This window comes from Glutamicibacter protophormiae (assembly GCF_014647495.1).
GTDB classification, from domain to species: domain Bacteria; phylum Actinomycetota; class Actinomycetes; order Actinomycetales; family Micrococcaceae; genus Glutamicibacter; species Glutamicibacter protophormiae.
The window spans coordinates 17,952-44,262 of the sequence record NZ_BMPH01000016.1 but is presented as its reverse complement, the minus strand read 5'-3'; the positions used below and the strand labels follow the sequence as shown (position 1 = coordinate 44,262).

The following is a 26,311-nucleotide window of genomic DNA, read 5'->3' as shown; positions in this document are numbered from 1 at the left end:
CTTCGCTGAGTGCCGCCAAGCTCTTGACCAGTGTTGATGTGCGGCCTATCGCGCCGTCACCGCCGCTGCCGCGGGCGGCGGGGCGGGCGTTCGGGGCGCCAGATGAGAGGACGCTCATCTATTTCTCTTTCTTCTTTCATTTGCACTTTCTAGTCTCTGGTTAGTGAGAAATTTCCATGAAAGGGGAAAAGACCATGTTGTCATTCTGGATGGGATTGGCCGCCAACGTCGTTGGCATGACCGTGCTGGTGTACTTCGTCTACTTCCGCCGGCACTTCCGCCGCGATCTGGTCCTGGCCTACATTGCGTTGAGCATGGGCATCTTCGCGGTCACCATGCTGCTCTCCGGCTCGGGCGCCGGGGTTGGCCTGGGCATGGGCCTGTTCGGCATCCTGTCGATCATCCGCCTGCGCTCGGACACCCTGACCCAGGAAGAGGTGGCCTACTACTTCATCTCGTTGGCTATCGGACTGGTCAACGGCCTGCATCCGGACCCGGCCTGGTTCTCCCCGGCGGTGACCGCGGCCCTGGTTTTGGTCATGTTCCTCGCCGACCACCCCGGCTTCGCCCCGCGCACCCAGCGCCAGACCGTGACCCTGGAAAAGGCCTACCCGCGTTCCGAAGACCTGGCCCGGGCCCTGGAGGGGCTGCTGGGCGCCAAGATCCTGCGCACCGTGGTCATCGAGCTGGACATGGTCCGCGACCTGACCATTGTCGACGTGCGCTTCAAGGTCGACTCGATCCGCGGCGAGCGGGAAACCGGCGGTTCGTACCAGCTGGCCAATGCGCCCCGGCAGAATGCGCCGGTGGCCCAGGAGACGTGGTCCTGATGCAAGCGCTCGCAGGCAGCGCCCGGGCCGCGCTGGAAGAAGCGGTGGCCCATCGTGCATCGATCGGCCTGGAGCAGGTCGTCGAGCAGGCCGCTTTGCAAACCCGAGTGGACCGCAAGTTCCTGCTCACCCCGGCGGAATTCACGGCACTGGCGCGGCGCTTGGGGGAGGACTTCAGGATCATGGAGATCGACGGGCTGCGCACCTTCCGCTACGAATCGGTCTACTTCGACACCCGGGATTTCGCCCAGTACCGCGCCCACCGCCAGGGCCGCCGGCGCCGCTACAAGGTGCGCAGCCGCACCTATGCCGACACCGGGCTGGCGATGTTCGAGATCAAGACCAAGGGCCTGCGCGGCGCCACCGTGAAGCACCGCATCGAACAGGAACTCGACGACGCCGGGCGGCTGACCGATCGCTCGCTGGAATTCCTTGAAGCGGTGGTGGCCAGGGAATACGGCGAAGACGTGCCCGAATTGCTGCCGGTGCTGGACAGCTCCTACATCCGCGGCACCTTCGTGAACCCGCTGGATGGGGAACGGGTCACCTGCGACGTTGAGCTGGAATACGCCGACGGCCGGCAGCAGGTGCAGGGGCCGGACCTGGTGGTGGTGGAAACCAAATCCGCCAACGGGCGCGGATCCAGCGACCAGGCCCTGGCGGCGCTGGGCCTCCGTCCGGTGAGCATGAGCAAGTACTGCATCGGCGTCGCGCTGCTCAATCCGCAGCTTCCCGCCAACAAGTGGAGCCGGCTGCTGGAGCAGCGCTTCGGCTCGTTTCGGCATGCCAGCGGTCCGCGGACCCGCAGTGCAACCCCGGGCCGCCGACCCCCGGAAGGCCGCCGCTAGCGCGGCCGGCTTCTACGACTCGCGGGCCAGCCGGTAGCCGACGCCGCGCACCGTTTCAAAACGTTCGATGCCCAGCTTGTTGCGCAGGTAGCGCACGTACACGTCCACCACGTTGGAACCCGGGTCGAAGTCATAGCCCCAGACCCTGGAGAGCAGCTGCTCGCGGCTGAGCACCAGCCCGGGGTTGCGCAGGAAGGCCTCGGCCAGCGAGAACTCCCGGGCGGACAGGTCCACCTCGATGCCGTCGACCGTAACCAGGCGGCGCAGCAGATCCATTTCCAAGCTTCCATGCGAGAGCACCGAGGTCTCGGAGGGCGAGTCCTCGGCGCGCAGCCGCAGGCGCACCCGGGCCAGCAATTCGTCGAAGTGGAAGGGCTTGGCCATGTAGTCGTCCGCGCCGTTCTGCGGCCCGGCCACGGTGTCGTCCACGCTGTTGCGGGCGGTCAGGATGATCACCGGGGCGTCGATGTGCGATTCGCGCATCCGGCGCAGCAGGCTGAACCCGTCCTCGTCCGGCAGTCCCAGATCCAGGATGATCAGCTCGAAGCTCCCGGACCGGGCCTGGGCATAGCCCTCGCGCGCGGTGGCGCAGACCGTGGGGAGGAATCCGGCGGCCTTCAGCCCCTTGGCAATGAAGGAACTGATCCGTGGTTCGTCTTCGATGATCAGGATGAGGCTCATGCGCTGCGGGCTCCTTCGGCCAGTGGGATGTCGATGTAGAAGGTGGAACCGCTGCCGGGCACCGAGTCCACCCAGACGGATCCGCCGTGGGAATCGGCGATGGCCGAGACGATGTTCAGGCCCAGCCCGGAGCCCTTGGCCCGGTCGCTGTTCTGGCCGCGGCCGAAGCGTTCGAAGATCCGTTCAAGGTCTTCCTGGACGATCCCCGCCCCCGCGTCATGCACCCAAAGGCGCAGCACCGGCTCCTTGTCCTGTTCTTCGAGCAGGGCCGAACCCAAATCGATGCGCGAGCCCTCGTCGGAGAACTTCACGGCATTGGCCGCCAGCTGCAGCATGGCCTGGGTGATGCGGGCCGGATCCAGGGTGACGTTGACTTCCTCGCGGTTGCCGATGCGCCAGTCGCGGTGCCCCAGCGCCCGCGCCTTGTCCAGGATCTCGTCCAGCAGCGTGCCCACGCTGGTCGGCTTGCTGGCCAGGAAGTCCGAACGGTTGGCCCCGGCCAGGGTCATCAGGTCGTTGATCAGCAGGGACATGCGTTTGAGCTCGTCCAGCGCAATGTCCTTGGTCTGGGCGACGTCCTCCGAATCCCGGTCATCCATGAGTTCCAGGTGCCCGCGGATGATGGTCACCGGGGTGCGCAGCTCGTGGCCCACGTCGTCGAGCAGCTGGCGCTGGGAGTTCAGCGCGTCCTGAAGCCGGTCCAGCATGGCATTGATGGTGTCCGTCAGCTCGGCGAACTCGTCGTCGCCGGTGACCTCGATGCGCGAGGACAGGTCGGATTCGGAAATCTGGCGGGCGGTGTCGCGCAGCCGGCGGATGGGTTCGAGCATGCGCCCGACGATCAGGTAGGCGGCGCCGCCGGCCAGCAGCATCACCACCAGACCCACGCCGAAGAACACCATGAACTGCTTGTCGATGCGGTTGACCTCGGCCGTGTAGTCATAGGCCAGCACGAGGCGCGCAGGCTTCGGGTCGGAGGAGAGCTGGATTGGGACCACGATGGCGCGGTATTCGCTCAGCTCGGTCTCGAAGTTCTCGATGCGCACGTGCTGGTCCGCGGCGCTGGTCTTGGCCCAGTCGAGGAACGCGGGATCCTCCTCCAGCCGCATTTCGACGGTGGCGGGCGCCGTCCACTGCAGCTGGTCCGCGCTCAGGCCCACCATGCCCTGGTAGCGGGCGGGCAGCGTGCGCTGCATTGCGGTGTAGAGCAAATCCTCCGCATGCATGAAGCCGTTGCCGGTCTGCGGGTCGATGCCGGTTTCCGCCAGCATCCGGAATTCCTCCACGGTGCGGGTCAGCGAATCATCAAGGCGGGCGTTGAGCTCATGGCGTTCGTAAACGTAGATGGCCGCGCCGGAGGCCGCCAGGGCGAAGCCGACCAGCAGGATCATTGAAGCGAGCACGCGGGCGCGGATGGAGACCCGGCGGCGCGGCGGCCCGCTAGTCGTCGTCATCATCGTCCCCGTCGTCGTCATCGTCGTTGGACGGCGCCTTGGGCGGAAGCGGCTTGACCGGGCCCTGGGTGGGCTTGGGGGAGCTGGTCTTCGACGGCTTCGGCGTGGTGGAGGCCGAGGGGCTCCGGGTGGGCGACGCGCTGGCCGAGGCCTTGGGATCCTTGCTCTGCGTCGGCGTGGCCGACGGGTCGGCCGGCGTACCGGTGGGCTCGGGGAAACCGGTGCCCGCGCCGGGCGCCTCTGACTGGTGGACGACGATGCCCGGGCCAAGATCCCTCTGCGACGGCCCGGAGAGCAGCTGGGCCAGGGCCGCGATGCCCACTCCGATGACGGACAGGGCCGCGACTAGGCCGATCACCCGAAGCGCTGTGCGTTTTCCCATGTCCTCATTCTCGCCAAGTCAGATGAGACGAACATGAGAAGACGGCTCATCGTGTCGTGCGCTTGCCAATGGAAGCAAGGCTCATGATACCGCCATCGGGAGTAAAAAGCATCAGGTCATCAAGGTCTTTAGGTTCCTTGCGGCACTCAGGCGGCCCGCTGCTGCGGCCCCCGGAGTTAAGCAGATGTTCACCCGATGCCCACCTGCGCGCAGGCTAGCGCAGGTGTTCGAAGATGATATTCGTCTGCGTGGAGGAAAACGCCCGGTTCGATCCCAGGTGGCTTGCGACAAAGCCGCGCAGCTCGTCGATGGACCGGGTGGCGACCCGGATGAGAAGGTCCGGGGTGCCGCCGAGTACGAAGACGTCGCGGACCTGAGGCATGGCCGCCAGCGCCTTGGCCGCCGGGAGCATCCGGTCCCTGGCCTGCGGGGCGACGATCACGGATATCATCGCGTTGACCGTGACGCCGAGCAGCTTTTCGTTGATCTTGGCCTCGTAGCCTTCAATCACCCCGCGGGTGCGCAGCGTCTTGACGCGACCCAGGCAGGTCGACGGGGCCAGTCCCACCCGCTGGGCCAGCACGTTGTTGGCCAGGCGGGCATCCCGACCCAGTTCGCCGAGGATTGCCAGATCCACCTCGTCGACCTGAACGGAATTCGCCGCATCCGCCCCTGAAACCGCCCACATTGAATCCGGCACGGATCTTCCTCCTCATTATTTGCAAAAATTCGGAACCCAAGAAATTTTCCTGCTTCTGATTCTACGATGGAGGGACATCCATGGCATTCAGGAAGGGATTCACAGCGTGCAATCGGTACACACCCGCGAGGAATTGGCACAGCTCGATGCACAAGACCCGCTGCACCGGTTCAAGGGCCGCTTCTCGCTGCCCGAATCGGTCATCTACCTCGACGGCAACTCGCTCGGTGCGCTGCCCCACGGGGCGGCCGAACGCGCCGCCCAGGTTGTCACCGCCGAGTGGGGCCAGGGCCTGATCCGTTCCTGGAACGAGGCCGGCTGGTTCGAGCTTCCGCTGACCCTGGGCGACAAGCTGGGCCGCCTGCTGGGCGCGAACCCCCGCGAAACCGCGATCACGGACACCACCAGCCTGAACCTGTTCAAGGCGCTAGCTTCCGCGCTGCGCACCCAGAAGGCCGACGCCCCGCAGCGCCGGGTCATCATCACCGAGCGAGACAACTTCCCGACCGACATCTACATTGCCGAGGGGCTGGCAGACCTGGTCAACTCGCTGTCCCAGGAAACCGGCGTACCCTACGAGATCAAGCTCATCGACGACGAGGCATCGTTGCGCGCGGCCCTGGGCGAAGACACTGCCGTGCTGGCGCTGTCGCATGTCAACTACCGGACCGGCTCCATGTGGGACATGAAGGAGATCACCGCCGCCGCGCACCAGGCCGGCGCGCTGGTGGTCTGGGACCTGGCCCATGCCGCCGGGGCGGTCCCGGTGGACCTGAACGGCGCGGATGCCGACTACGCGGTGGGCTGCACCTACAAGTACCTCAACGGCGGCCCCGGCTCCCCGGCCTTCATCTGGGTCAACGCCCGCCACCACGACCGTTTCTGGCAGCCGCTGTCCGGCTGGTGGTCCCACAACGCGCCGTTCCAAATGGCCGAGCACTACACCCCGGCCAACGACGTGCGCCGCTTCATGTGCGGCACCCAGCCGGTAACCTCGCTGGCCATGATCGAGGTCGGCCTGGATATCGCCCTGGAAGCGGACATGGACGCGGTGCGCGCCGCCTCGCTGGAACTCACCGACCTGTTCATCGAGCTGGTCGAGACCCGCTGCGCCGACCACGGCCTGGAACTGGTCACCCCGCGCGAGCACGCCCAGCGCGGCAGCCACGTCAGCTTCCGCCACGAGCACGGCTACGAGATCATGGCGGCGCTGATCGCCCGCGGCGTCATCGGCGACTACCGCGAGCCGGAGGTCCTGCGTTTCGGCATCACCCCGCTGTACCTCTCGCGCACCGATATCTGGGACGCGGTCGAGATCCTGCGTGAGATTCTGCACACCGGCGACTGGCAGCGTGAAGAATACGCCGTGCGAAACGCCGTGACCTAGGCGCTATCCGCAAAAGCCCGGATCTTCGGCGAAGATCCGGGGCCAAGGCCCCCGAGTACGCTTAGACGCGGCGCACAGCTATCCGCGCGCCGCAGACGTATACAGCAGGGAGCATCGTTGGCGCAGCAGCCGATTGGAACCAAGGGGCCGGGCCCCGGCCTGAAGAAATCGCTGACCCCTGCCCAGATGGCAATGATCGCCCTGGGCAGCGCCATCGGCACCGGGCTGTTCGCCGGCAGCAAGCTCGCCATCGCGATGGCAGGCCCCTCGGTGATCCTCAGCTACGTGCTGGGCGGGGTGATCGCGCTGCTGGTGATGGGGGCGCTCGCCGAAATGACCGTGAAGCAGCCGGTGGCCGGCTCCTTCGGCGTCTACGCCGAACGCTACCTCGGCCGCTACGCCGGCTACCTGACCAAGTACATGTACTGGTCCGCGCTGATCTTCGCGGTCGGCACCGAAGTCAGCGCCATCGGCGAATACATGCAGTTCTGGTTCCCCGAGGTGCCCGGGGTGCTGTGGGTGCTGCTGTTCTCGGCCGCCCTGCTCGTGGTGAACTTCTCCAGCGTGAAGGTCTTCGGAACCACCGAGTACTGGTTCTCCGCGATCAAGGTCTTCGCGGTGATCGCGTTCATCGTCGTCGCCGCCTGGCTGGTGTTCCATGACCCGACGGACGGCTTCGGGGTTGCGAACTACACCGCGGAATCGGGCTTCTTCGCCAACGGCCTGTCGGGCACTTGGAGCGCGGTGATCGTGGCGATCTTCTCCTACATGGGCATCGAGGCCATCTCCATCGCCGCCGCCGAGGCGCGCAACCCGCAGCTCGCGGTGCGCAAGGCCTTCAAGGTCTCCTTCCTGCGCCTGCTGCTGTTCTACGTGCTGACCATGGCGCTGATCCTGGCCATCGCGCCGACCAGCGAACTGGTTGCCGGCGGTTCACCCTTCGTCACCGTCATGGACCAGGTGGGGATCCCGTTTGCCGGCTCGGTGCTGAACTTCGTGCTGATCATCGCGGCGCTGTCGGCGATGAACGCCCAGCTCTACGCCGCGACCCGCATGCTGCACTCGCTGGCCGATGCCGGCCACGCCCCGAGGCTGGCGCACCGCACCAGCAGCAACGGCGCCCCGGTGCACGCCGTGTGGATGTCGGCCGGAGGCATTGGGGTGGCGGCAGTCGCGGTGGCGGTGCTCCCCGAGGGAGGCTTCGGCCTGATGATGTCCCTGGCGACCTTCGGCGCGCTGGCCACCTGGTTCATGATCCTGCTGACCCACGTCGGCTTCCGCCGCCAGGCCGCCCGCGAGCGCAGCCCGCTGGAATTCAAGCTGCCGGGTTACCCGGCGGCCTCCATCCTCGGCGCAGTACTGCTCGGCGGACTGCTGCTGACCACGCTGTTCGTCGAGGAATTCAAGTTCACTCTGGTCTTCGGCCTGCCGTTCGTGGTCGTGATGTCACTGCTGTACCGGCTGGTTTTCGCCCGCCGGCACCCGGCTCGGCTTCGCTGACTACGCGCGCAGCCGGAAGAAGGAGCTGCCCGCCACCACATGGGAGCCGGGGATCAGCGCGATCTTCAAATCCGGATTGAACTGGCCCTCGATTTGCGTTCCCGGAACCACCGCGGCACCCAGCGCCGACGGGTCGACAGGCTCGAGGACCCACTCGCGCGGTCCCGCGCCGATATGCAGCAGCCCGGTGCCGCCATCGAATTGCAGCCACGCGCTGATCCAGTCATTGGCGAAGCGGGGCAGGGGGTTGGCCGTCTCCGGGCTTGCGGCTACGCCGAGGTATGTTTGGTCGCTCATGGGTGCACGCCTTTGCAGGTTGTTGTCCTTGCCCGACGCGCCGGATGCGCGGCAGGCCGCTTCGTCATCCGAGCCACCCGCCGTGCAACTGTGTGGGGTTGGCGCCTGATCGGTCGGAGCCTTGCCGGAACCCGTGGGGTTCTGGCGATCAGATCTCGTGAAGCTGGTTCCATGCTATAAAAACGTTCCAGCGCGAGGGAAGCAGCGGCTGGGATCTGCTCGCCGCAGTGTCACAATCATTCGCAGGGCGACATGCAGCGTCATGGATGCCTCGTTTCCTGGCGCTAAAATCGTAGGTGGCCTGCCGTTGGCAGGCCGACGAATTCGACAAGGGGCGACTGTGGCCAAGCTGTATTTCCGATACGGGGCAATGAACTCGGGCAAATCGACGAGCTTGCTGCAGGCCGCCTTCAACTACGAGGAGCGCGGGCAGCGGATCCTGCTGGCCAAGCCAGGGGTGGACACCAAGGGAGACAGCTCGATCGTTTCCCGGCTCGGGCTGAGCCGGGCGGTGGACCTGATCGTGGGACCCGCGGACAAGGTCCGCGAGCAGTTCGCGGCGCAGGCCTCGGGCGACGACCCGGATGCGCTTGTCCCGCACATCGACGCGCCGCCGGTGGCCTGTCTGCTGGTGGACGAGGCCCAGTTCCTGAGCCGCGAACAGGTCGACGACCTGCTGCGCATTGCGGTGCTCGATGATGTTCCGGTGCTCGCCTACGGCATCCGCACGGATTTCCGCACCCGCGCATTCCCCGGCTCGGCCCGGCTGATGGAACTGGCTCACTCGCTGGAAGAGCTGAAGACCATTTGCCGCTGCGGGCGCAAGGCCATGTTCAATACCCGGCGCGTGGGCCAGGATGTGGTGTTCGACGGGGACCAGGTGGCCATCGACGGCGAGGACGTCTGGTACGAATCGCTGTGCGCCGCGTGCTATCTGGAGCTTTCCGGGGGAACGCTCGGTTAATCCTGCGCGGTGGCGCAGGCCGGGGAAAGCAGCCCGGCGACGGCCCGTTGCAGGCCCCAGTCGTACCCGTCGCTTTCCTCCGAAGCCACATCCAGCTGGATGAGGTTCTGGCGGTAGGCGACAGAGCCCAGCACGTGGTTGAGCAGCAGCTGCTGCCCGAAGCACGCCCGCTCGGCATCCAGCCCGGCCTGCTGCAGCAGGGAACGCAGGAGCAGCACCGGCTGAAGGTCCTTCACCTGCATGGCGCTGGCGACCTCGATGACCTCGGGACTGTCCTGGATGGGGAGCAGCGCCAGATAGAGCTTGCGCATCAATTGGAGCACCGCCTCGCCCGGCGAGGCGAAGTCCTCGGCCCGCACCGCGAGGGCAGGGGTGTTCAGCAGCTTCGCGGCGACCTGGGCCAGCAGCTCCTGCTTGTTCTTCACGTGCCAGTACAAGGCGCCGACCTGGACATCCAGCTCCTTGGCCAGGCGGCGCATCGACAAATCAGCCAATCCGAACTGTTGCAGGATGTCGACCGCGGTATCCACGACCGTTAACTGAGTCAATGCCATGCCTCAAGTCTAGACGTACGCCCCGGCCCGCGAGGTGGCGGCTAGGCAACCACGAGGTGGCGCCGCAGGATCCCAGCCTCGCCCGCGGTCGGCCTCGCGTGCTGGCGGGCCAGCCGACGGATCAGCGGGCCCAGCTGGGAACCGGCGGTCTGCGAGTGCTCCGGGTGCCATTGCACCGCAGTGGCCTTGGCGGAATGGTGGACCACCGCTTCGATCACCTCGTCGTTGGACATGGCCGCGATCTGCAGCCCCGCCCCGAGGGAGTGGATGGACTGGTGGTGCGAGCAGCGGTGGACGTCCCTGGCCGACAAGTCCTCGGCCAGCTCATCGGCGACAAAACCCGCACGGGTCAGCGCAAACGGATCCCTTCCTTCGCCCCGGTGGCCCTGCGTGTTGTGCAGGTGCTGCACCAAGGTCCCTCCCAAGGCGACGTTGAGCAGTTGCATCCCGCGGCAGATGCCCAACAGGGGCGTATCGGTGGCCATCGCGTAGCGGATTGCGGCAATCTGGTTGCGGTCGGCCTGCGGCTCATGGGCTCCGGATCCCGGGTAGTCTTCCGGGCCGTTGTAGAGTTCCGGATCCACATCCTCGCCTCCCATGATGATGACTGCATCCGAACGATCGACGACCTGCTGCACCTGTTCAAGGGACAGCTGCCGTGTCGCGACCAGTTCGGGCTCATGTCCCTCCGCGCGGATCTGCGCGGCGGTGTTGGCATTGAGCTCGTCCAGCTCCAGCTGGAATCCGGGGTTGTGCTCGCGAGTGTCGCGGATATGCAGGACGGCAATTTTCAACGGTTCCATGTCGGGCTCCATTTGGCCTTGGCCGCTCCCGGCAGATGCGTCGGGGCGGTAAATTCGCGGGGTGCCCTGCCAGTGTAGAAGCGCGCGATTTCGCGATTGCTTCTGGAGTGTTTCACCGGGATTTCAGAATATTCTTCAATAGTTTTCCGCTAATAATCGCGTGCTGGCGTGTATGAATGTGTTCTTGAAAATACTCCCGGTGTGAATGCACGGCAAAAAATATTTCGGGCTGCGACACGCAATTTACACAAATTTCACGACCTCGATATGTGGCTCAAATGATGAAACATTTTGTTTCTTCGCAGAAACAGAATTGAAAGCACCGCGGAATCTCCCGTCGATAGCTTGGACCTACTCGCACTCAAACTCTTCGAAAGGGGTCCCGTCATGGAAGCTGCTGACATGGCTTGGCTGCTGGCGGCCTTCGCCATGGTCCTGCTGATGTTTCCCGGGCTGGCAATGCTGTACGGCGGCATGCTCAACGGACGCAATGTCTTGAACATGATGCTCATGGTGCTCAGCTCGCTGGCCGTGACCGGCGTCGTTTACGTCGTGGTCGGCCACGGGCTGGTGCTCGGCGACTCGGTCGGCGGCTGGGGGCTCATCGGCAACCCGCTGGACTTCTCGTTCTACACCGACTTCATGAGCGATGACGAGGCCGGGGGAACCTTCTGGGCGGCGTTCTACGTCTTGTTCGCCGCGATCTCCGCCGCCCTGGTGGCCTCGGGCGCCGCAGGCCGCATGAAATTCGGCTCCTGGCTGGTTTTCGTGGCGTTGTGGGTCCTGGTGGTCTACAGCCCGCTGGCGCACTGGGTCTTCGCCTTCGACAATCCGGAAGCCGGGACCGTGGGCGGTTGGATGCGCAACCAGCTGGGCTTCCATGACTTCGCCGGCGGCACCGCGGTGCACATGAACGCCGGCGCCGCGGGCCTGGCCCTGGCGGTGGTGCTGGGCCGCCGCAAGGCGCAGGCCGGACGTCCGCACAACCTCCCGTTGATGATGATCGGCGTGGGCCTGCTGGCCACCGGCTGGATGGGTTTCAACGGCGGCACGGCCGGCGGCGCGAATTTCCTGGCCCAGTACGTGGTGCTGACGACCTTGTTGTCGCTGTGCGGCGGCATGCTCGGCTTCATCGCCATCGAACGGATCCGCGACGGGCATGCCACCATGCTGGGCCTGGGAACCGGTGCGATTGCCGGCATGGTCGGCATCACCCCGGTGGCCGACGTGGTCGGCCCCGTCGGCGCCATCATGGTCGGCTTCCTTGCGGCGGCGGCCGCGGCCTGGGCCATCACCTGGAAACGCCGCCACCGCATCGACGACTCGCTGGATGTCTTCGCGGTGCACGGCATCGCAGGCATCACCGGTTCGCTGTTCGCCACGTTCTTCGCCAACCCGGCGGCTCCCGGCGGCATGGCGGGCATCGTCTTCGGCGGAGCGTTCTCCGAGCTGGGCAGCGAGCTGATCGCCATCGCGGTCACGCTGGGCTACAGCTTCTGCATGACCTTCGCGATCCTGTGGGTCATGAACAAGATCCGCCCGATCCGCGTGGACGAGGCGGACGAGGAAGCCGGACTTGACCGTTCGGTCCATGCCGAAACCGCCTACGACAGCCGTCCGTTCTAAGCCCCGCATCGAAAGGCAGGCAAATGAAACTCGTCACCGCAGTGATCAAGCCGATCCGGCTCGAAAGCGTGTGCGCCGCATTGGAGAAAGCCGGATTCACCGGGATGACCGCCACCGAGGTGCAGGGCCGCGGCGTCCAGGGCGGGCGCACCGAATACTACCGGGGCCAGGAGTACTCGGTGAACTTCCGCACCAAGATCCGCCTGGAACTGCTCGTTCCGGACGCGAAGGTGGACAGCGCGCTGGGCGCCATTCTCGACGCAGCGCGGACCGGCCCGGACGGCGAAATCGGCGACGGCAAGGTCTGGGTCGCCTCGCTGGAGCAGATCATCCGCGTCCGCACCGGCGAAACCGGCGAAGCCGCCATCTAGAAATCCACCAACCACCAGCTTCCGCACGTCATTCACGAAAGGTCCACCAATGACCGCAATCAACTTCCGCTACCTCAGCGAACAGGACATGATCGCCGCCGGCGTCACCGATATCGCCCGCTGCACCGACGTCATGGAAGAGGCGCTGATCCTGCTGCGCAACGGCGATTACATGATGGCCGGGGAGCACGGCAACTCCCACGGAGCGATGATCACCTTCCCCGAGGTTCCGGTCCACGCCGGCATGCCGTGCGACGGCCCGGACCGCCGCTTCATGGCGATGCCCGCCTACCTCGGCGGCCGCTTCGGCACCACCGGCGTCAAGTGGTACGGCTCCAACACCGCCAACCGCGCCAAGGGCCTGCCGCGCTCCATCCACCTGTTCACCCTGAACGACACCGATACCGGGGCGCCGCTGGCCATCATGAGCGCCAACCTGCTCAGCGCCTACCGCACCGGTGCCGTGCCGGGCGTGGGCGTCAAGCACCTGGCCAGGGAAGACGCGAAGATCGCCGCCGTGGTGGGGCCGGGCGTGATCGCCAAGTCCGTCATCGACGCCACGCTGACCCTGCGCCCGGGCATCGACACCGTGCGCATCAAGGGGCGTTCGGCCGCCGGGGTGGAATCCTTCGCCGCGTACATCCGCGAGAACTTCCCGCAGGTGGCCAACGTCGTCGCTGTGGAAACCATCGAGGAGGCCATCGCGGACGCGGACATCGTCATGGCCACCACCAGCACCGACATCGAGGGTTCCGGGGCCTTCCCGTACTTCCCGGCCTCCGCCATCAAGCCCGGGGCGCTGTTCCTGCTGCCGGCCGCGGCCAGGTTCGACGACGACTTCGTGATCAACCAGGCCCGCCTGGTGCTCGATGCCCGGGGGCTGTACGACGCCTGGGCCGAGGAATACGACACCCAGGCCTACGAGCTGCTGGGCATCCCCGGCACGCACTTCCACGACCTGATGCGCGAAGGCAAGCTGCCCGAGTCCAAGCTGGAGGAAATCGCGGACGTGGCCACCGGCAAGATCCCCGCGCGCCGCAACAACGAGGAGATCATCCTCTACTCGGTCGGCGGCATGCCGATCGAGGACGTGGCGTGGGCGACCGACCTGTACCGTTCGGCGGAGCAGCAGGACCTCGGCCAGGTGCTGAACCTGTGGCAGACCCCGGTGCTCGCCTAACGGCACGCGGGTAAGAGACCCGGGCCTCGGACACGGGGCCCGCATGGATGTAGTTCCCCGGACGGCGGTGTGTGGCCCCCGTCCGGGGAACTACTATTTAATGTCCGCGTCCCGCAGGGCGGCGGGTGGGGCCGGGGCCGGATGCGCCAGGCAGCCGATAGCATGGGGTCCCAGGGATGCACGGGAGGTGCTTGTTGATGAGGCCAATGGCAGAAGTTCTGGTTTTCGCGGCATCCGGCGCGGGGATTCTTCTCCTGCCGGGCTACGCAGTGGGCTGGCCGCAGCTGGCCCTCGCGATGGTGTACTGGCTGGCGACGCGCAACGCGGCCCGGACCCAGCCGCGGTCGGTGGCGAGGATCTACCGCCGCAATACGCTGATCCTCTTCGCCGCATGCTTCGCTGCCCTGCTGGGGTTCACCACGGCCGCGGGGCTGCTGCTGCTCGTGCTCGGCCTGGTGGTCGCGGTGCGTGCGCGAAACTACGGGCACCCGAATCCCGACCGGAACGACGTCCCGGTGCTGTTGAAGTCCTTCTGACCGCAGCGAGCCTCGGGTTCCCCCGGCAGCCGTGGCCGCGCGCGAAAGCCCGGGGCCTCAGCCGGAATTCTCCGGATGCGGCCCCGGGCGTGCACGGCGGCGCAGCGGCTGGCGCCCGGGCTCAGCCCAGCAGGCCCTGCAGCGCGTCGGCCAGTGCCAGCGCGCCGCGTTCGGCATCCGCGTCCTCGACATATTCCTCGGGGGAGTGGGAGATGCCGCTGGGATTGCGGACGAACAGCATCGCGCTGGGCACGTGCCCGGCGAGCACCCCCGCATCGTGGCCCGCTCCGGTGTCCAGCACGGGAGCATCGCCCAGCGACGCGCCCAGCTGGCCCGACAAGCGTGCGTCGAAGCCGACGGTCGGACTGAGCGATTCCTGCGAGAACTCGAAACCGCAGCCTTCCTCGGCGGCGATGAGCTGCGCGGCGCGGTGGATGTCCTGGACCACGGCTGCGGTGACCGCGTCGTCCGGATGCCGGACATCCAACCAGAAATCCACGCGCGAGGCAATGACATTGGTGCCGCCGGGAACGGGGTGCAGCCTTCCGACGGTGGCGCGGGCGTTGTCCTGGGCCCGGGCGATCTGCTGCACGGCGGCGATGGTCCGGCCGGCGGCGACCATGGGGTCGCGGCGGTCGCGCATGAGCGTGGTGCCGGCGTGGTTGCCCTGGCCGGCCATGGACAGCTTCCAGCGCCCGTGGCCCAGGATGGATCCGCCCACGGCCACCGGATGCTGCAGTTCTCCAAGCCCGAGCCCCTGTTCCACATGCAGTTCGACGAAGGCGCCGAGCTGCCCGAGCAGCGCCGGATCCGCTCCGATGCGCCGTGCGTCCAGCCCATTGTGCGCCGCGATTTCGGCGAAGGTGTTGCCGTCCGGATCGCGCAGGTTCAACGCCTTGTTCCGGTCGATGGCGCCGGTCAGCAGCCGGGAGCCCAAGCAGGCCACCCCGAAGCGGGAGCCTTCCTCCTCGGGAAAAACCGCCAAGACCAGCGGGCGGGTGCGCTCCAGGTTCCTGGATCGCAGGATGTCCACGGCGACCAGCGCGCTGGCTACCCCCAACGGGCCGTCGAAGGCGCCGCCTCCGGGGACGGAGTCAAGGTGGCTTCCGGTGGCCACGGCATCCGCACGGATCCCGGAGGGAAGGTCCCACCAGGCCCAGAGCGCGCCGTTGCCGTCTTGCTCCACGCTCAGCTGGCGGGCGGCGGCCTGCTCGGTGAACCAGCCGCGAAGGTCCAGCTCTGCAGTGGAATACACGGGCCGGGTGTAGCCGCCGCGCAGCCGGTCCCGCCCGATGCCGGCGATCTGCCCCATCAGCGAGGTGACGGTGGGTGCGTGGAGGGTGTTTCCGGTGACGGGATGCTGCATGAGAAAGCTCCTGCGGGTTCGGTCTAGGCCAAGGTCTTGGCGTGGGAGGACAGGCGGAAGAGCTCCGGTACCGTTCCGGTTCCGGTGGCCAGGTCTGCGGCCAGGTCCCCAAGCAGCGGGCCGAATTTTGCCCCGTGTCCCGAGCAGGGGGACATGATGGTGATGCCCTGGGTTTCGTCCATGATGAAATCCTCGGTGGGCGTGGACGTGAAGATGCAGGTGGTCTCCGCGTACGGGGTTGGATCCAGGCCGGGCAGGTAGCGCTTGACATAGTCGATGACGCGTTCCCGGTTGGCCGGATCGATGCTTCCGTCCTGCGCCGCGGCGCTGTCCATGCGGCGCCCGCCCATGTATTCGGCGACCTTCTGGCCGCGGAACCCGGCATCGCGTCCGCCGGGCAGGCCGTAGGACCTGAACGCGGGGTCCTTGTGGATATAGGTGGGCCAGGCCAGGCGGGCCTCGGGGTCCTGGTCGAGGTAGGGGAAGTGGTATGCGTTTTCCTGGTAGACGTCCATCGTCGGCACGCTGCCTGCGAAGCCCGCGGGCAGCGGCAAGTTGCCCAGCAGCCCGGGCAGCCATCCTCCGGCGGCCACGACGATCCGGGAACCGACATAGGATCGCCCGTCCGCGCTGTTGACCTGGTAGCCGCTGCCGGCCGGCTCAATGGATGCGACGGGCCAATTGGTTTCGATCCGGGCGCCATGCGCCTTGGCCTGGGCGACCATGGCCAGCACCGACCGCTCGGCGTCGATGACGCCGGCACCCGGGTGCCAGAGCACCTCGGTGTCGAAGGCGATGCCTGCGAAGCGGGCGCGGGCGTCGGCGGCGCTGAGCAGTTCGTGCTCGACTCCTGCGGATTCCAGCACCGCTGCCAGATGGCGGGGGTTGCGCAACGCCCCGTAGTCGACCGAGCCGTGCGGGGAGATCAGTTGCTGTCCGCTGGCCAGCTCGAGTTCGTCCCAGGCGGTGCGCGCCTTGCAGACCAGGTCCGTGTAGAAGCTGTCCGGGTAGGCGTAGCGGAAGATGCGCGCCGAGCCATGCGAACTGGCGTCCGCGGCGGCGGGAACCGTGCGTTCAAGCAGGGCGACTTCGTGGCCGCGCTGCGCGAGCTTCCATGCGGCCGCGGCGCCGGTCAGGCCCGCTCCGATCACAATGTATTCGGCGGATGGCGCGGGGGTGGACTGGCTCATTGTGTGCTCCTGGGCGACGGTGTGCGGTTGTTCCTCTTTTAGTAACCCATGAAAATCATTAGCCAGTCCAATACTATTTTCAGTCAAATTATTAGTTTTTATGTAACAATATTCACGTGGAACTTCGACAGCTTCAATACTTTCTCGTAGTGGCCGAGCACCTGCACTTCGGGCGGGCCGCCGATGCGCTGCGGATGTCGCAGCCGCCTCTGACCGTTGCGATCAAGAAACTTGAACAGGAACTCGGGGTGCAGCTATTCAGCCGCACCACGCGCAGTGTCGAGCTGACCCCTGCGGGGCGCGCCTACCGTGAGCGCATCAGCCCGCTGCTGGCGGATCTTGAGCGGGCCAACCATGAATTGACCGAGGTCGGACTTGGGCTGCGGGGCAGGATCGCCGTGGGTTTCGTCAGTTCGGCCAGCTATGCGGCGCTGCCCGGAGCCATTCGGCTGTTTCGCGAGCGGCGGCCCAACGTGGATCTCGCACTGCACCCGCTGACCACCAATGAGCAGATTGACCAACTGCTCGAAGGAAAGCTGGATCTGGGAATTCTGCGCGACCCGGGCCCGGTTCCCGGGCTGGTGCTCACCGAGGTCCATGCCGAGCCGCTGGTGGTGGTGCTGCAGGCGGGCCACCGCCTCGCGGGGCAGGCGGAGCTGGAGATTGAGCAGCTCTTGGGGGAGGACTTCGTGCTCTTCCCCTACAAGCACATGAGTGGCTTCTTCGCCTTGGTGCATTCGCTGTTCGATGGTTTTGCCCCGCCGCGCATCGTGGAACGCGCCATTCACCAGGAGACCATTCTGGGGCTGGTGGCCGCGGGGCTCGGGGTGTCGATCCTGCCCGCCTCGGTGGCTCGTTTCCATATGCCGGGAGTGCTGTTCCGGCCGCTCGCCGGGGATCCACGCAGCGCCCTCTACTCGGCAACAAGCGCGGCCAATCCCGCGGCCGCCGTGTTCGGGCAGTGCCTACAGGAGGCTGCCGGCGACGCCTAGACCGATCGGTCTAACTAGACTATTCTGTCTAATTAGACAGATTGGTCTAGTTGGAGGTTCACATGTCCCCGCGCCTCGATGCCCGGTCCAAGCTCCTGGATGCCGCAGCGCGGCTTTTCTACGCCCACGGCATTTCCGCCACCGGCATCGACGCCGTCATCGCAGAAGCCGGCGTGGCCAAGATGAGCCTCTACAACAATTTCGAATCCAAATCGGGTCTGGTCGCGGCCTACCTGCGGGCCCGCCACGAAGAATGGCTCGAACTTTATCGCGCCCGGCTCGATGCGTCCTCGGATCCGGTTGGCGGCGTGCTGGCCATCGTGGACGCCTACCTTGACCATGCCGAAGCCGGCTACGAGCACGGTTTCCGCGGCTGCGGGCTGCTGAACGCGGCCGCCGAGCTGCCGGCTGGAGACCCCGGTCGAGCCATCGTGGCCGGGCACAAGGCCCAAGTGGAAGACCTGCTCCGCGAGCATCTGGAATCGCTGACCGATTCCCGGCAGGCCGCCGCGCTCGCCGAACAGATCTCTTTCCTGCTTGAGGGCGCCATCTCCCGTGCCGGGCTGGAAGGCCACAGCGAGTTGCTGCACCGTGCCAAGTCGCTGATCACCAGCATGGTGCGTGCCCTGTGAAGGGCCCCGCCGGAGGAGGACAAAGCGCGGCGGTGCTGATGCTGCTGGCGGCTTCGGTGCTCTGGGGGACCACCGGCACCGCCGCGGCGCAGGCCCGCGACGTCTCGCCCCTGGCTATCGGGGCGGCCTCCCTCGGTATCGGCGGGCTGCTCCAAGCGGTGCTCGGCGCGCGTTCCATGAAGGCAGCCCGAATCCCGTTGGTGATCAACCGACGCCTGGTTTTTCTCGGGGCCCTGGGCATCCTGGTTTATCCGCTGGCCTTCTATTCGTCCATGCATCTGGGCGGCGTCGCCCTGGGAACCGTGATTTCGCTGGGGACCGCACCGCTGTTTTCCGGGCTTCTTGAGCGGTTCATCGACGGAATCAAGCTCACCTCCCGCTGGTATCTGGCGGCGGCGCTGGGCATCGCCGGCAGTACGCTGCTGGGATTCGCCAGGGCCGCGGGGGATGGCGGCACAGCCGGAACCGTCATTGCCAGCTGCCTGCTGGGGCTTGCCGCCGGGGCCAGCTACGCGGTCTACTCCTGGGCCGCCGGACGGCTGATGGCCAACGGGATTCCACGGAAGGCAGCGGTGGGGGCGGTCTTCGGCCTGGGAGGTTTGCTGCTGATGCCGGTGCTGCTGGCCACCGGGGCGCCGCTGGTACAGGATCCGTTGAATTTCGCGGTCGCCGCCTATCTGGCTCTGGTCCCGATGTTCCTGGGCTACATCCTGTTCGGAATCGCCCTGTCCAGGGTGCCGGCCAGTACCGCAACCACCGTCACGCTCAGCGAACCTGCCGTTGCCGCGGCGCTCGCCGTGTTCCTGCTGGGTGAGCGCGTGGGCCTGATGGGGTGGGTGGGCATGGTTCTGATTGCCGCGGCGCTGGTTGTCCTGCTTCTGCGGCCCCGGCCCCGTTCCCGGGCGCCACGGCGAGCCGGCGTGCTGCTGGACGTCGACTAGCTCCGTGCGTAGGGCTGCTGCAGCTCGGTGACCCAATCGGACTGGTCCGCCGGTTCAGATCGCACGTACAGTTCGCGGCAAGGTCCGCTGGGGGCCGAACCCCGGTCCAGGATTTCCTGGTGCACCGCCTGCCAGCTTTCGTGGATACGGTCCATGGAGCCCAGATGCACCCCGCACAGCGCGGCTGGCTCGGCGCCAAGCTCAACGATGTCGCATCCGGCCACTGCCGGCCCGGCATACTCGAAACCCGCCGTGACCTCAAGCCCATCTTCGACCGAACGGTACCGGGCAATGGCCATGGAGTCGGGAATTTCGGGAAGCGCGGCCTCGATTTGGGCGAACATGCCGCCGATGACGCCCGCGATTTCGGGCTGGGACTGCACGGTGCGTGTCAGCGCGGCGAGCCGCAGCGCTGGCAGCGGCTTGTCGATGAGTTCAATCCGGGACATGTGGTGCTCCTGTTCGATGAGGTCCAGCCGGCGTTGGACATCCGCCAGTCTGGTAGTCGCCAGTTCGTACTCGGCGGCGACATCCGACCTGCGGGCTTCCAGCAGGTCCTTGAGCCGTTCGAGGTCTGCTGCGCCTTCGAGCATCAGCGAGATTTCCGCCAGTCCGAACCCCAGCTGACGCAGGGCAACGATCCGGTGCAACCGGTGCAGTTGCGAGGGATCGTAGGATCGATAGCCGCTGGCCTGATCCACGTGGGCGGGGACCAGGAGGCCAGCGGTGTCCCAGTGCCGAAGCATCCGGTGGGTCACCTGGCCGATCTGCGCGAATTGCCCAATGGTTAACATGTCTTCAGTTATCCCGTCTGACACCGTGTCAGGGTCAAGGCCCTCCTGGGTTTTCGCGGTCACTTGGCGGAGACACTGAGCATCATGGCCTTCAGTGTGCGGTACTCCTGAGATTTCATGATTTGCTGCGCGGCTTCCATCGTCACGTGGTCGTCGTCGATCCCCAGGGCCTCGGGCAGATCGCCATCGGACTCGAAGATCGAATAGAGGTCGGCGACGGGCATGAAATAGGACAACGCCGGGTCCGTGCCGCGGTCCTCGGCCCGATCTTTGGTGCTCAGGAACATGACGAACTTTTCGTCCTTGGAGTCATCGCCCGGTTCCGACTGGACGAATCTCTCGGCGACGAACACTGCGGGGGTGTGCAGCGTGGCCGGAACCTTCTCGGTGTCCAGGGTGGTGCGCTTGTAGGTTGCGCGGTCGCCATCGGTGTCCTTGGCTGAATTCGCCTCGAACGTGGCGATGGAGTGGCCCTTCTCGGTGACGATGTCCCAATCCTGATAGGGATTGTCCGGATCCGGGGCCGGATCGTAGTCGGAATCGTCCATGCGGATGGTCCAGTTGCCCGGGTACTTGAAAGAGATGCCGTGGGCGGTGAAGGTCTTCCAGTCGCTGGTGTCGACGTCTTCGGTCCCGGTTTCGGTGGCGCTGGGGCTCGGCGATGGCCGGGTTGCGGTTGCGCTCGCGGTAGTTGAAGCTGCCGGGGTGGATGATGCGGCCGTGGGGGTTTCGGACGCGGTGGGCGAATCGCCGGCCGGGGCGTCCGGGGAGCCCGAGGTGCAGGCGGCGAGCAATGCCACCAGCGGAATGAGAGCCAGAAGGCGGGGCTGCGTTTTCATCGGTTGTCCTTGCGTTGTGTGCGGTCCAGACGGTGCGGTGCAAATGACTATTCGACGCCGTCTTTCCATACTGCCGTAGCTTGAGGATTAATCAAGACTGTGGAGTGAATTGAAGCCCAACGTATACCGTCTTTCCGGGTTTCTCGACCCCCTTGAAAGCAGCCCGCCACGCGCCGGGAGGCCTCCCGGCTCGCACTTCCGCTAGCGGTTCGGTAAACTTTGGTCGTAAGAGCCCCTAACTCTTGCGTTGCCCAGCTCGGGCAAGTGAGCAGAACAGGGGCATATTTTTTGCCCGGTACCGTGCCGGGCCGGCGCGAAGCACGCCGCAACCGCTGCTTTTTATGCAAGGGGGAGGATCCCATGCCAGCAATCGTGATCGTCGGAGCCCAGTGGGGCGATGAGGGTAAAGGAAAGGCCACCGACCTGCTCGGTGGCAAGGTCGACTATGTAGTGAAGCCCAACGGCGGCAACAACGCCGGGCACACGGTGGTCGTTAACGGTGAAAAGTACGAGCTCAAGCTCCTGCCGGCCGGCATTCTTTCCCCTAACACCAACCCGATTATCGGCAACGGCTGCGTGGTGAATCTGGAAGCCCTCTTCGCGGAAATCGAAGGCCTGGAATCCCGCGGCGCGGATACCTCGCGTCTGCGTGTCTCGGCGAACGCCCACCTGGTGGCTCCGTACCACCAGACCATGGACAAGGTGACCGAACGCTTCCTGGGCAAGCGCGCCATCGGCACCACCGGCCGCGGCATCGGCCCCGCCTACATGGACAAGGTCGGACGCCTGGGCATCCGCGTGCAGGACGTCTTCGACGAATCCATCCTGCGCCAGAAGGTCGAAGGCGCACTGCGCCAGAAGAACGAACTGCTGGTCAAGATCTACAACCGCCGCAGCGTCATCGTCGAGGACATCGTGCAGTACTTCCTGTCCTATGCCGACCGCCTGCGCCCGCTGGTCATCGACTCCACCTACGTGCTGAACAAGGCGCTGGACGAGGGCAAGGTTGTGCTTATGGAGGGCGGCCAGGCCACCTTCCTGGACGTCGACCACGGCACCTACCCGTTCGTGACCTCCTCCAACCCGACCGCTGGCGGCGCCTCGGTGGGCTCGGGCATCGGCCCGACCCGCATCACCCGCTCCATCGGCATCATCAAGGCCTACACCACCCGCGTGGGCGCAGGTCCGTTCCCGACCGAGCTGTTCGATGAAATGGGCGAGTACCTGCAGAAGACCGGCGGCGAATTCGGCGTGAACACCGGCCGTCCGCGCCGCTGCGGCTGGTACGACGCCGTGCTGGCCCGCCACGCCTCGCGCGTGAACGGCTTCACCGACTACTTCGTCACCAAGCTGGACGTGCTGACGAACATCGAGCAGATCCCGGTCTGCGTGGCCTACGACGTGGACGGCGTGCGCCACGACGAAATGCCGATGACCCAGACCGACTTCCACCATGCGAAGCCGATCTTCGAGTACTTCCCGGGCTGGACCGAGGACATCTCGGGTGCCAAGACCCTGGAGGACCTGCCGGAGAACGCCCGGAACTACATCCTGGCCCTGGAGAAGATCAGCGGTACCCGCATCTCCGCCATCGGCGTGGGTCCGGACCGCGACCAGACCATCGTGCGCCACGACCTGCTGAGCGACACGCTCTAAACAGGAGAAAAGCATCGAGCCACCGGCCCCATGGGGCCGGTGGCTCGATGCTTTCGCGGTTAATGAGCCGGCTAGCCGCGGCTTTCCGCCGCGACGCCCTCCTCCAGCGATTTGCCGGAGACCCGCTGGTTCCAGTGCGCGAGCACCCCGGAATCGGTGGGCCTGGAGGCCAGCGACACCACGATGAAGGTCAGCGCGGAGGCGATCAGGCCGAAGTAGATCGGCTCGTTCGCGTAGACGCCGTCGAACTTGTTCTCGGCCTGGATCTCCAGCACGATCATGGTGCCCAAGGTGACCAGCGTGCCGGCCGCCATGGAGGCGGTGGCCCCGAGGCCGTTGCCGCGCTTCCACAGCAGGCCGCCGATGATTGCGACCAGCAGGCCGCCGACCAGGATGTCGTAGGCGATGGTCAACGCCGCGACCACGTCGTCCACCAGGATGGCCAGCGACACCGTCACTACGCCGAGCACCAGCACCCAGATGCGGTTCGCGCGCACGTCGTGCTCCGGGTTCTCGTCCGTGTTCACCTCGATGGCGCGCCCGAACCAGCCGGCGACGAACGGGGTGACGTCGGTGCGGGCCACCGTGGCCGCTGCGATCAGCGCGCCGGAGGCGGTGGACATCATTGCGGCCACGGCCGCGGCCATGACCAGGCCGCCCACGGCCACCGGCAGCAGCTGCGTGGCGACCTCGGCGTAGACGACGTCCTTGTTGGTGTCTGCCCCGGCGATGTCCGGCAGCGCCACTCGGGCGGCCATGCCGATCAGGGCGCCGGCGATGCCATAGATGATGCAGTAGATGCCGGCGGTGGTGCCGCCCCAGCGGGCGACCTTCGGGGTCTTGGCGGTGAACACGCGCTGCCAGATGTCCTGTCCGATCAGCAGGCCCAGGGTGTAGACCACGAAGTACGTGATGATGGACTGCAGCCCGATGCCGGTGATGTCGAAGAACTCGGCGCCGATGCGCTCGCGGATTCCGTCCATGCCGCCGGCCGCATTCAGCGAGAACGGCAGCATCAGCGCGAAGATGCCAATGGTCTTGATGACGAACTGCACCTGATCGGCCAAGGTAATGGACCACATGCCGCCGATGGTCGAGTAGATGACCACGATGGCTCCGCCCACGGCGATCGCCACCCACTTCTCCCAGTCGAAGAGCACCACGAAGATCGTGGCATAGGCGCTGGTCGAGGTCGCACACAGCATCAGCGTATAGGCCAGCATCACGATGCCGGAAGTGTTCGTGGCCGACTTGCTGCCGTAGCGCAGGCTGAGCATCTGGGAGACCGTGAAGACCTTCAGCTTCTGCAGCGTCGGGGCGAACGCCAGGGACAACAGGATGACGCCGGCGCCGATCGCAGCGACAAGCCACAGGCCAGAGATGCCCCACTTGTAGCCCAGCCCTACGCCGCCCACGGTGGACGCGCCGCCCAGGACCACCGCGGCCATGGTGCCGGTGTAGAGCAGCGGACCCAGTCGGCGTCCGGCTACCAAGTAGTCGCTGCTGTTTTTGGTACGGGACTTGCCCCACCAGCCGAAGGCCAGCATGGCCGCGAGATAGACCGCGACGATCGTTCCGTTGATGTATTCCATGGAGAGCCTTACTGGAGGGTTTGACTAGCCGGTGATGCCTGCAAGTAAACATTAGTTTTCTAATAGGATATTGATCCAAAGTGATCTGGTCAACACTTCCGTGGGAACAGCGTCGGCAATGCGGGCCGAATCCGAGTGATGAAGCGCACTGTCCCACTCTTTGGAATTCTCTGGACAATATGAGCAGGCATATGCATGAACTCGCGCATCGTGTCATACTCGCGTAGCAATCGGTATTCATGATGTGCAATCGAACAAAATTTAGTACTGTTTTTCAACGACGCAACGTTGCATCGCCCGGTCAAAGTGATCATTTAACTCGTAGTTGCGTCTGACGACCATGAAACAGAAAGACGCCCCTTGAACATGAGTGAAAACGGTCAAGCGCAGATGCGGAAATCTGCCGGACATGTAATTGTCGATACGCTCGCCGCGCACGGTGTTGAGCGCACCTATGTCGTTCCCGGGGAAAGCTACCTCGACGTGCTCGACGGGCTGCACAATTCCTCGATTGAGACGATCGTTTGCCGCCATGAAGGCGGGGCAACCTACATGGCCGAAGCCGACGGGAAGCTGCACCAGCGTCCGGGAATCGCCATGGTGACCCGCGGTCCCGGTGCGGCCAACGCGCATGTCGGACTGCACACTGCTTGGCAGGACTCCACCCCGCTGGTGCTGTTTGTCGGCCTGATCCCCTTCGAGCACCGTGAGAAGGAAGCCTTCCAGGAATTCGATCCAAAGGCCTGGTTCGGCACCGGCGCCAAGCGCGTGATGATCCTCGACCACGCCGAGCGCGCCAGCGAAATCGTTGCCGAGGCCATGTTCGCCGCCATGTCCGGCCGCCCCGGCCCCGTGGTGGTAGGACTGCCCGAAGACATCATCCAGCAGGAAATCTCCGCCGAACTGCACCCCGAGATCCCGGTGGCCACCGGCGGCATGACCGTCACCGACTGGAAGGCGCTGAACACCGCCCTCCAGGAATCCGAGAAGCCGCTGTTCGTTTTCGGCGGCAACGACTGGTCGCATGAGGGTGCAGCGGACTTCACCCGCTGGCTCGAGGAGCACGGCCTGCCGGCCGCGGCGGAATGGCGCTGCGAAGGAACCGTTCCGTTCACCTCGCCGTCCTACGTCGGACCGATCGGCTACGGGCGCCCCAAGCCGACCTACGACCTGCTGGAGGAAACCGACCTGCTGATCTTCGTGGGCACCGTGCCCGGCGATGTGATCACCGACGGGTTCAACGTCCGCCAGAACTGGGAAAAGAAGAACTTCATCGTCACCATCGACCCCGCGCTGCGCGGTCGTTCGGGCCCGGTCTCGCACCAGATCGTCGCCAAGCCTGATGTGTTCGTCCGCGATCTGCTGCTGATGGACCTGCCGGTCAAGGATTCGTGGAAGGAATGGACCTCGCGGATGCGCGGCGAGCAGGAAAAGTTCGCGCAGCTTCCTCCGGCCACCCCCTCCGCGGGGCAGGCCAAGATGGCGACCATGATGGCCAACCTGGTCCAGTCGCTGCCCGAGGACGCAATGGTGACCTTCGGCGCGGGCGAGCACACCAACTGGGCCCACCGCTACTTCCCGACCAACGGGTACGCCTCGATGATCTCGGCGCGCAACGGCTCCATGGGCTACTCGGTCCCCTCCGCCGTGGCGGCGTCCCTGAGCTACCCCGACCGCCGCGTGGTGACCATCGCCGGCGACGGCGAGTTCCTCATGAACGGGCAGGAGCTTGCCACCGCGGCGCAGTACGGCGCCACCCCGCTGGTGATCATCATGGATAACCAGCAATACGGAACCATCCGCACCCACCAGGAGCGCCAGTACCCGGAGCGTGTCTCCGGCACCCAGCTGCTCAACCCGGACTTCGCGCTCATGGCTCAGGCCTTCGGCGGATTCGGCGTGCGCGTGGAGCAGGATTCCGAGGTGCCGGCGGCGCTGGAAGCGGCGCTGAAGGCCATCGACGAGGACAAGAAGTTCGCGCTGATCCACCTGATCGTGGAGCAGGGCGTCAAGGCCTACTAGGGATGCCATTCCGTGCGGCACCACGTCGTGCGGAGGGGAATCCTTCGGTGCAGAAGGCAGATAATTCCAGCGGGTGCCGTTTTTAGGCATCCGCTGGATGCCTTAAGGGGCATTGCTCTGCTGTGCTGGATTTTACGGCAGGGAGAACGGGGCTTGTCGATCCGTTGGGCCGTG

The 26,311-nt window shown here is 65.8% G+C and carries 26 protein-coding genes; 14 read left to right on the top strand and 12 right to left on the bottom strand.

The annotated features are described in order from the left end of the window. Positions 1-194 precede the first annotated feature (194 nt). Together IEY43_RS15895 and IEY43_RS15890 are read left to right on the top strand one after the other, a co-directional pair. Positions 195-830, top strand: a complete 636-nt coding sequence (locus IEY43_RS15895) for a DUF4956 domain-containing protein (RefSeq protein ID WP_188949647.1) — start codon at positions 195-197, stop codon at positions 828-830. Continuing rightward, the gene (locus IEY43_RS15890) at positions 830-1,678 is read left to right on the top strand and encodes a polyphosphate polymerase domain-containing protein (RefSeq protein ID WP_188949645.1); all 849 of its coding nucleotides are present in this window, start codon (positions 830-832) and stop codon (positions 1,676-1,678) included. The genes IEY43_RS15895 and IEY43_RS15890 overlap by 1 nt, the downstream gene beginning before the upstream one ends. A 12-nt stretch (positions 1,679-1,690) precedes the next feature. On the opposite strand, the gene IEY43_RS15885 is transcribed toward IEY43_RS15890, so the two are convergent. The 4 genes from IEY43_RS15885 to IEY43_RS15870 all read right to left on the bottom strand — a co-directional run bounded on the left by IEY43_RS15885 (position 1,691) and on the right by IEY43_RS15870 (position 4,895). Next, entirely contained in the window at positions 1,691-2,359 is a 669-nt protein-coding gene (locus tag IEY43_RS15885; protein WP_188949643.1) for a response regulator transcription factor, read from the bottom strand. After that, a complete protein-coding gene (locus IEY43_RS15880) occupies positions 2,356-3,816 on the bottom strand; it encodes a sensor histidine kinase (RefSeq protein WP_229777452.1) in 1,461 nt (486 codons plus the stop codon). The genes IEY43_RS15885 and IEY43_RS15880 overlap by 4 nt, the downstream gene beginning before the upstream one ends. Then, entirely contained in the window at positions 3,800-4,195 is a 396-nt protein-coding gene (locus IEY43_RS15875) for a hypothetical protein (protein WP_188949642.1), read from the bottom strand. Before IEY43_RS15875 ends, IEY43_RS15880 begins: the two co-directional genes overlap by 17 nt. Positions 4,196-4,409: 214 nt before the next feature. Continuing rightward, positions 4,410-4,895 (bottom strand): Lrp/AsnC family transcriptional regulator, encoded by a 486-nt coding sequence (locus tag IEY43_RS15870; protein WP_229777451.1) that lies wholly within the window; start codon positions 4,893-4,895, stop codon positions 4,410-4,412. A 106-nt stretch (positions 4,896-5,001) separates the two neighbouring features. On the opposite strand from IEY43_RS15870, the gene kynU reads away from it, so the two are divergent. Both kynU and IEY43_RS15860 read left to right on the top strand, forming a co-directional pair. Next, entirely contained in the window at positions 5,002-6,282 is a 1,281-nt protein-coding gene (kynU, locus tag IEY43_RS15865; protein ID WP_188949639.1) for a kynureninase, read from the top strand. A gap of 117 nt (positions 6,283-6,399) precedes the next feature. After that, positions 6,400-7,782: an amino acid permease gene (locus tag IEY43_RS15860; protein ID WP_229777450.1), complete on the top strand. Its 1,383-nt coding sequence runs from the start codon at positions 6,400-6,402 to the stop codon at positions 7,780-7,782. On the opposite strand, the gene IEY43_RS15855 is transcribed toward IEY43_RS15860, so the two are convergent. After that, on the bottom strand, positions 7,783-8,079 hold the full coding sequence (locus tag IEY43_RS15855; RefSeq protein ID WP_188949637.1) for a hypothetical protein: 297 nt from the start codon (positions 8,077-8,079) through the stop codon (positions 7,783-7,785). Positions 8,080-8,419: 340 nt separating this feature from the next. Here IEY43_RS15855 and IEY43_RS15850 point away from each other — a divergent pair, with 340 nt between their 5' ends. Continuing rightward, positions 8,420-9,043: a thymidine kinase gene (locus IEY43_RS15850; protein ID WP_188949635.1), complete on the top strand. Its 624-nt coding sequence runs from the start codon at positions 8,420-8,422 to the stop codon at positions 9,041-9,043. Here the strand turns inward: IEY43_RS15850 and IEY43_RS15845 are convergent. Together IEY43_RS15845 and IEY43_RS15840 are read right to left on the bottom strand one after the other, a co-directional pair. Then, positions 9,040-9,597 carry a TetR/AcrR family transcriptional regulator gene (locus IEY43_RS15845; RefSeq protein ID WP_188949633.1) on the bottom strand — a complete coding sequence of 186 codons (558 nt, stop codon included), beginning with the start codon at positions 9,595-9,597 and terminating at the stop codon, positions 9,040-9,042. The two genes, IEY43_RS15850 and IEY43_RS15845, sit on opposite strands and share 4 nt — an antisense overlap. A gap of 41 nt (positions 9,598-9,638) precedes the next feature. Next, positions 9,639-10,400 (bottom strand): gamma-glutamyl-gamma-aminobutyrate hydrolase family protein, encoded by a 762-nt coding sequence (locus IEY43_RS15840; protein WP_188949631.1) that lies wholly within the window; start codon positions 10,398-10,400, stop codon positions 9,639-9,641. Positions 10,401-10,787: 387 nt separating this feature from the next. Here IEY43_RS15840 and IEY43_RS15835 point away from each other — a divergent pair, with 387 nt between their 5' ends. From IEY43_RS15835 to IEY43_RS15820, 4 genes are all read left to right on the top strand, one after another. Further along, entirely contained in the window at positions 10,788-12,026 is a 1,239-nt protein-coding gene (locus IEY43_RS15835; protein ID WP_188949629.1) for an ammonium transporter, read from the top strand. A 23-nt stretch (positions 12,027-12,049) separates the two neighbouring features. Then, positions 12,050-12,397 (top strand): P-II family nitrogen regulator, encoded by a 348-nt coding sequence (locus IEY43_RS15830; RefSeq protein WP_188949627.1) that lies wholly within the window; start codon positions 12,050-12,052, stop codon positions 12,395-12,397. 49 nt (positions 12,398-12,446) lie between these two features. Next, positions 12,447-13,577, top strand: coding sequence for a tyramine oxidase subunit B (locus tag IEY43_RS15825; RefSeq protein WP_188949625.1), 1,131 nt, complete (start codon positions 12,447-12,449; stop codon positions 13,575-13,577). A 206-nt stretch (positions 13,578-13,783) separates the two neighbouring features. Next, the gene (locus tag IEY43_RS15820; protein ID WP_188949623.1) at positions 13,784-14,113 is read left to right on the top strand and encodes a hypothetical protein; all 330 of its coding nucleotides are present in this window, start codon (positions 13,784-13,786) and stop codon (positions 14,111-14,113) included. 121 nt (positions 14,114-14,234) lie between these two features. On the opposite strand, the gene IEY43_RS15815 is transcribed toward IEY43_RS15820, so the two are convergent. Together IEY43_RS15815 and IEY43_RS15810 are read right to left on the bottom strand one after the other, a co-directional pair. Next, positions 14,235-15,479, bottom strand: coding sequence for an allantoate amidohydrolase (locus IEY43_RS15815; protein ID WP_188949621.1), 1,245 nt, complete (start codon positions 15,477-15,479; stop codon positions 14,235-14,237). A 23-nt stretch (positions 15,480-15,502) separates the two neighbouring features. Then, positions 15,503-16,669 carry an FAD-dependent oxidoreductase gene (locus tag IEY43_RS15810; protein ID WP_188949619.1) on the bottom strand — a complete coding sequence of 389 codons (1,167 nt, stop codon included), beginning with the start codon at positions 16,667-16,669 and terminating at the stop codon, positions 15,503-15,505. 116 nt (positions 16,670-16,785) lie between these two features. Between IEY43_RS15810 and IEY43_RS15805 the strand changes: the two genes are divergently transcribed. The 3 genes from IEY43_RS15805 to IEY43_RS15795 all read left to right on the top strand — a co-directional run bounded on the left by IEY43_RS15805 (position 16,786) and on the right by IEY43_RS15795 (position 19,234). Next, the gene (locus IEY43_RS15805; protein ID WP_188949616.1) at positions 16,786-17,661 is read left to right on the top strand and encodes a LysR substrate-binding domain-containing protein; all 876 of its coding nucleotides are present in this window, start codon (positions 16,786-16,788) and stop codon (positions 17,659-17,661) included. A gap of 62 nt (positions 17,662-17,723) precedes the next feature. Beyond that, on the top strand, positions 17,724-18,293 hold the full coding sequence (locus IEY43_RS15800; protein ID WP_188949614.1) for a TetR/AcrR family transcriptional regulator: 570 nt from the start codon (positions 17,724-17,726) through the stop codon (positions 18,291-18,293). Beyond that, a complete protein-coding gene (locus IEY43_RS15795) occupies positions 18,290-19,234 on the top strand; it encodes a DMT family transporter (RefSeq protein ID WP_229777448.1) in 945 nt (314 codons plus the stop codon). The genes IEY43_RS15800 and IEY43_RS15795 overlap by 4 nt, the downstream gene beginning before the upstream one ends. On the opposite strand, the gene IEY43_RS15790 is transcribed toward IEY43_RS15795, so the two are convergent. Both IEY43_RS15790 and IEY43_RS15785 read right to left on the bottom strand, forming a co-directional pair. Continuing rightward, positions 19,231-20,028, bottom strand: a complete 798-nt coding sequence (locus IEY43_RS15790; RefSeq protein ID WP_188949612.1) for a MerR family transcriptional regulator — start codon at positions 20,026-20,028, stop codon at positions 19,231-19,233. The two genes, IEY43_RS15795 and IEY43_RS15790, sit on opposite strands and share 4 nt — an antisense overlap. A 59-nt stretch (positions 20,029-20,087) precedes the next feature. Further along, on the bottom strand, positions 20,088-20,867 hold the full coding sequence (locus tag IEY43_RS15785) for a hypothetical protein (RefSeq protein WP_188949610.1): 780 nt from the start codon (positions 20,865-20,867) through the stop codon (positions 20,088-20,090). Between the two features lie 360 nt (positions 20,868-21,227). Between IEY43_RS15785 and IEY43_RS15780 the strand changes: the two genes are divergently transcribed. Next, the gene (locus tag IEY43_RS15780; protein ID WP_188949608.1) at positions 21,228-22,523 is read left to right on the top strand and encodes an adenylosuccinate synthase; all 1,296 of its coding nucleotides are present in this window, start codon (positions 21,228-21,230) and stop codon (positions 22,521-22,523) included. A gap of 71 nt (positions 22,524-22,594) precedes the next feature. On the opposite strand, the gene IEY43_RS15775 is transcribed toward IEY43_RS15780, so the two are convergent. After that, a complete protein-coding gene (locus tag IEY43_RS15775) occupies positions 22,595-24,115 on the bottom strand; it encodes a sodium:solute symporter family protein (protein WP_188949606.1) in 1,521 nt (506 codons plus the stop codon). 366 nt (positions 24,116-24,481) lie between these two features. Here IEY43_RS15775 and IEY43_RS15770 point away from each other — a divergent pair, with 366 nt between their 5' ends. Then, a complete protein-coding gene (locus IEY43_RS15770; protein ID WP_188949604.1) occupies positions 24,482-26,137 on the top strand; it encodes a thiamine pyrophosphate-dependent enzyme in 1,656 nt (551 codons plus the stop codon). The last annotated feature ends 174 nt before the right edge of the window (positions 26,138-26,311 follow it).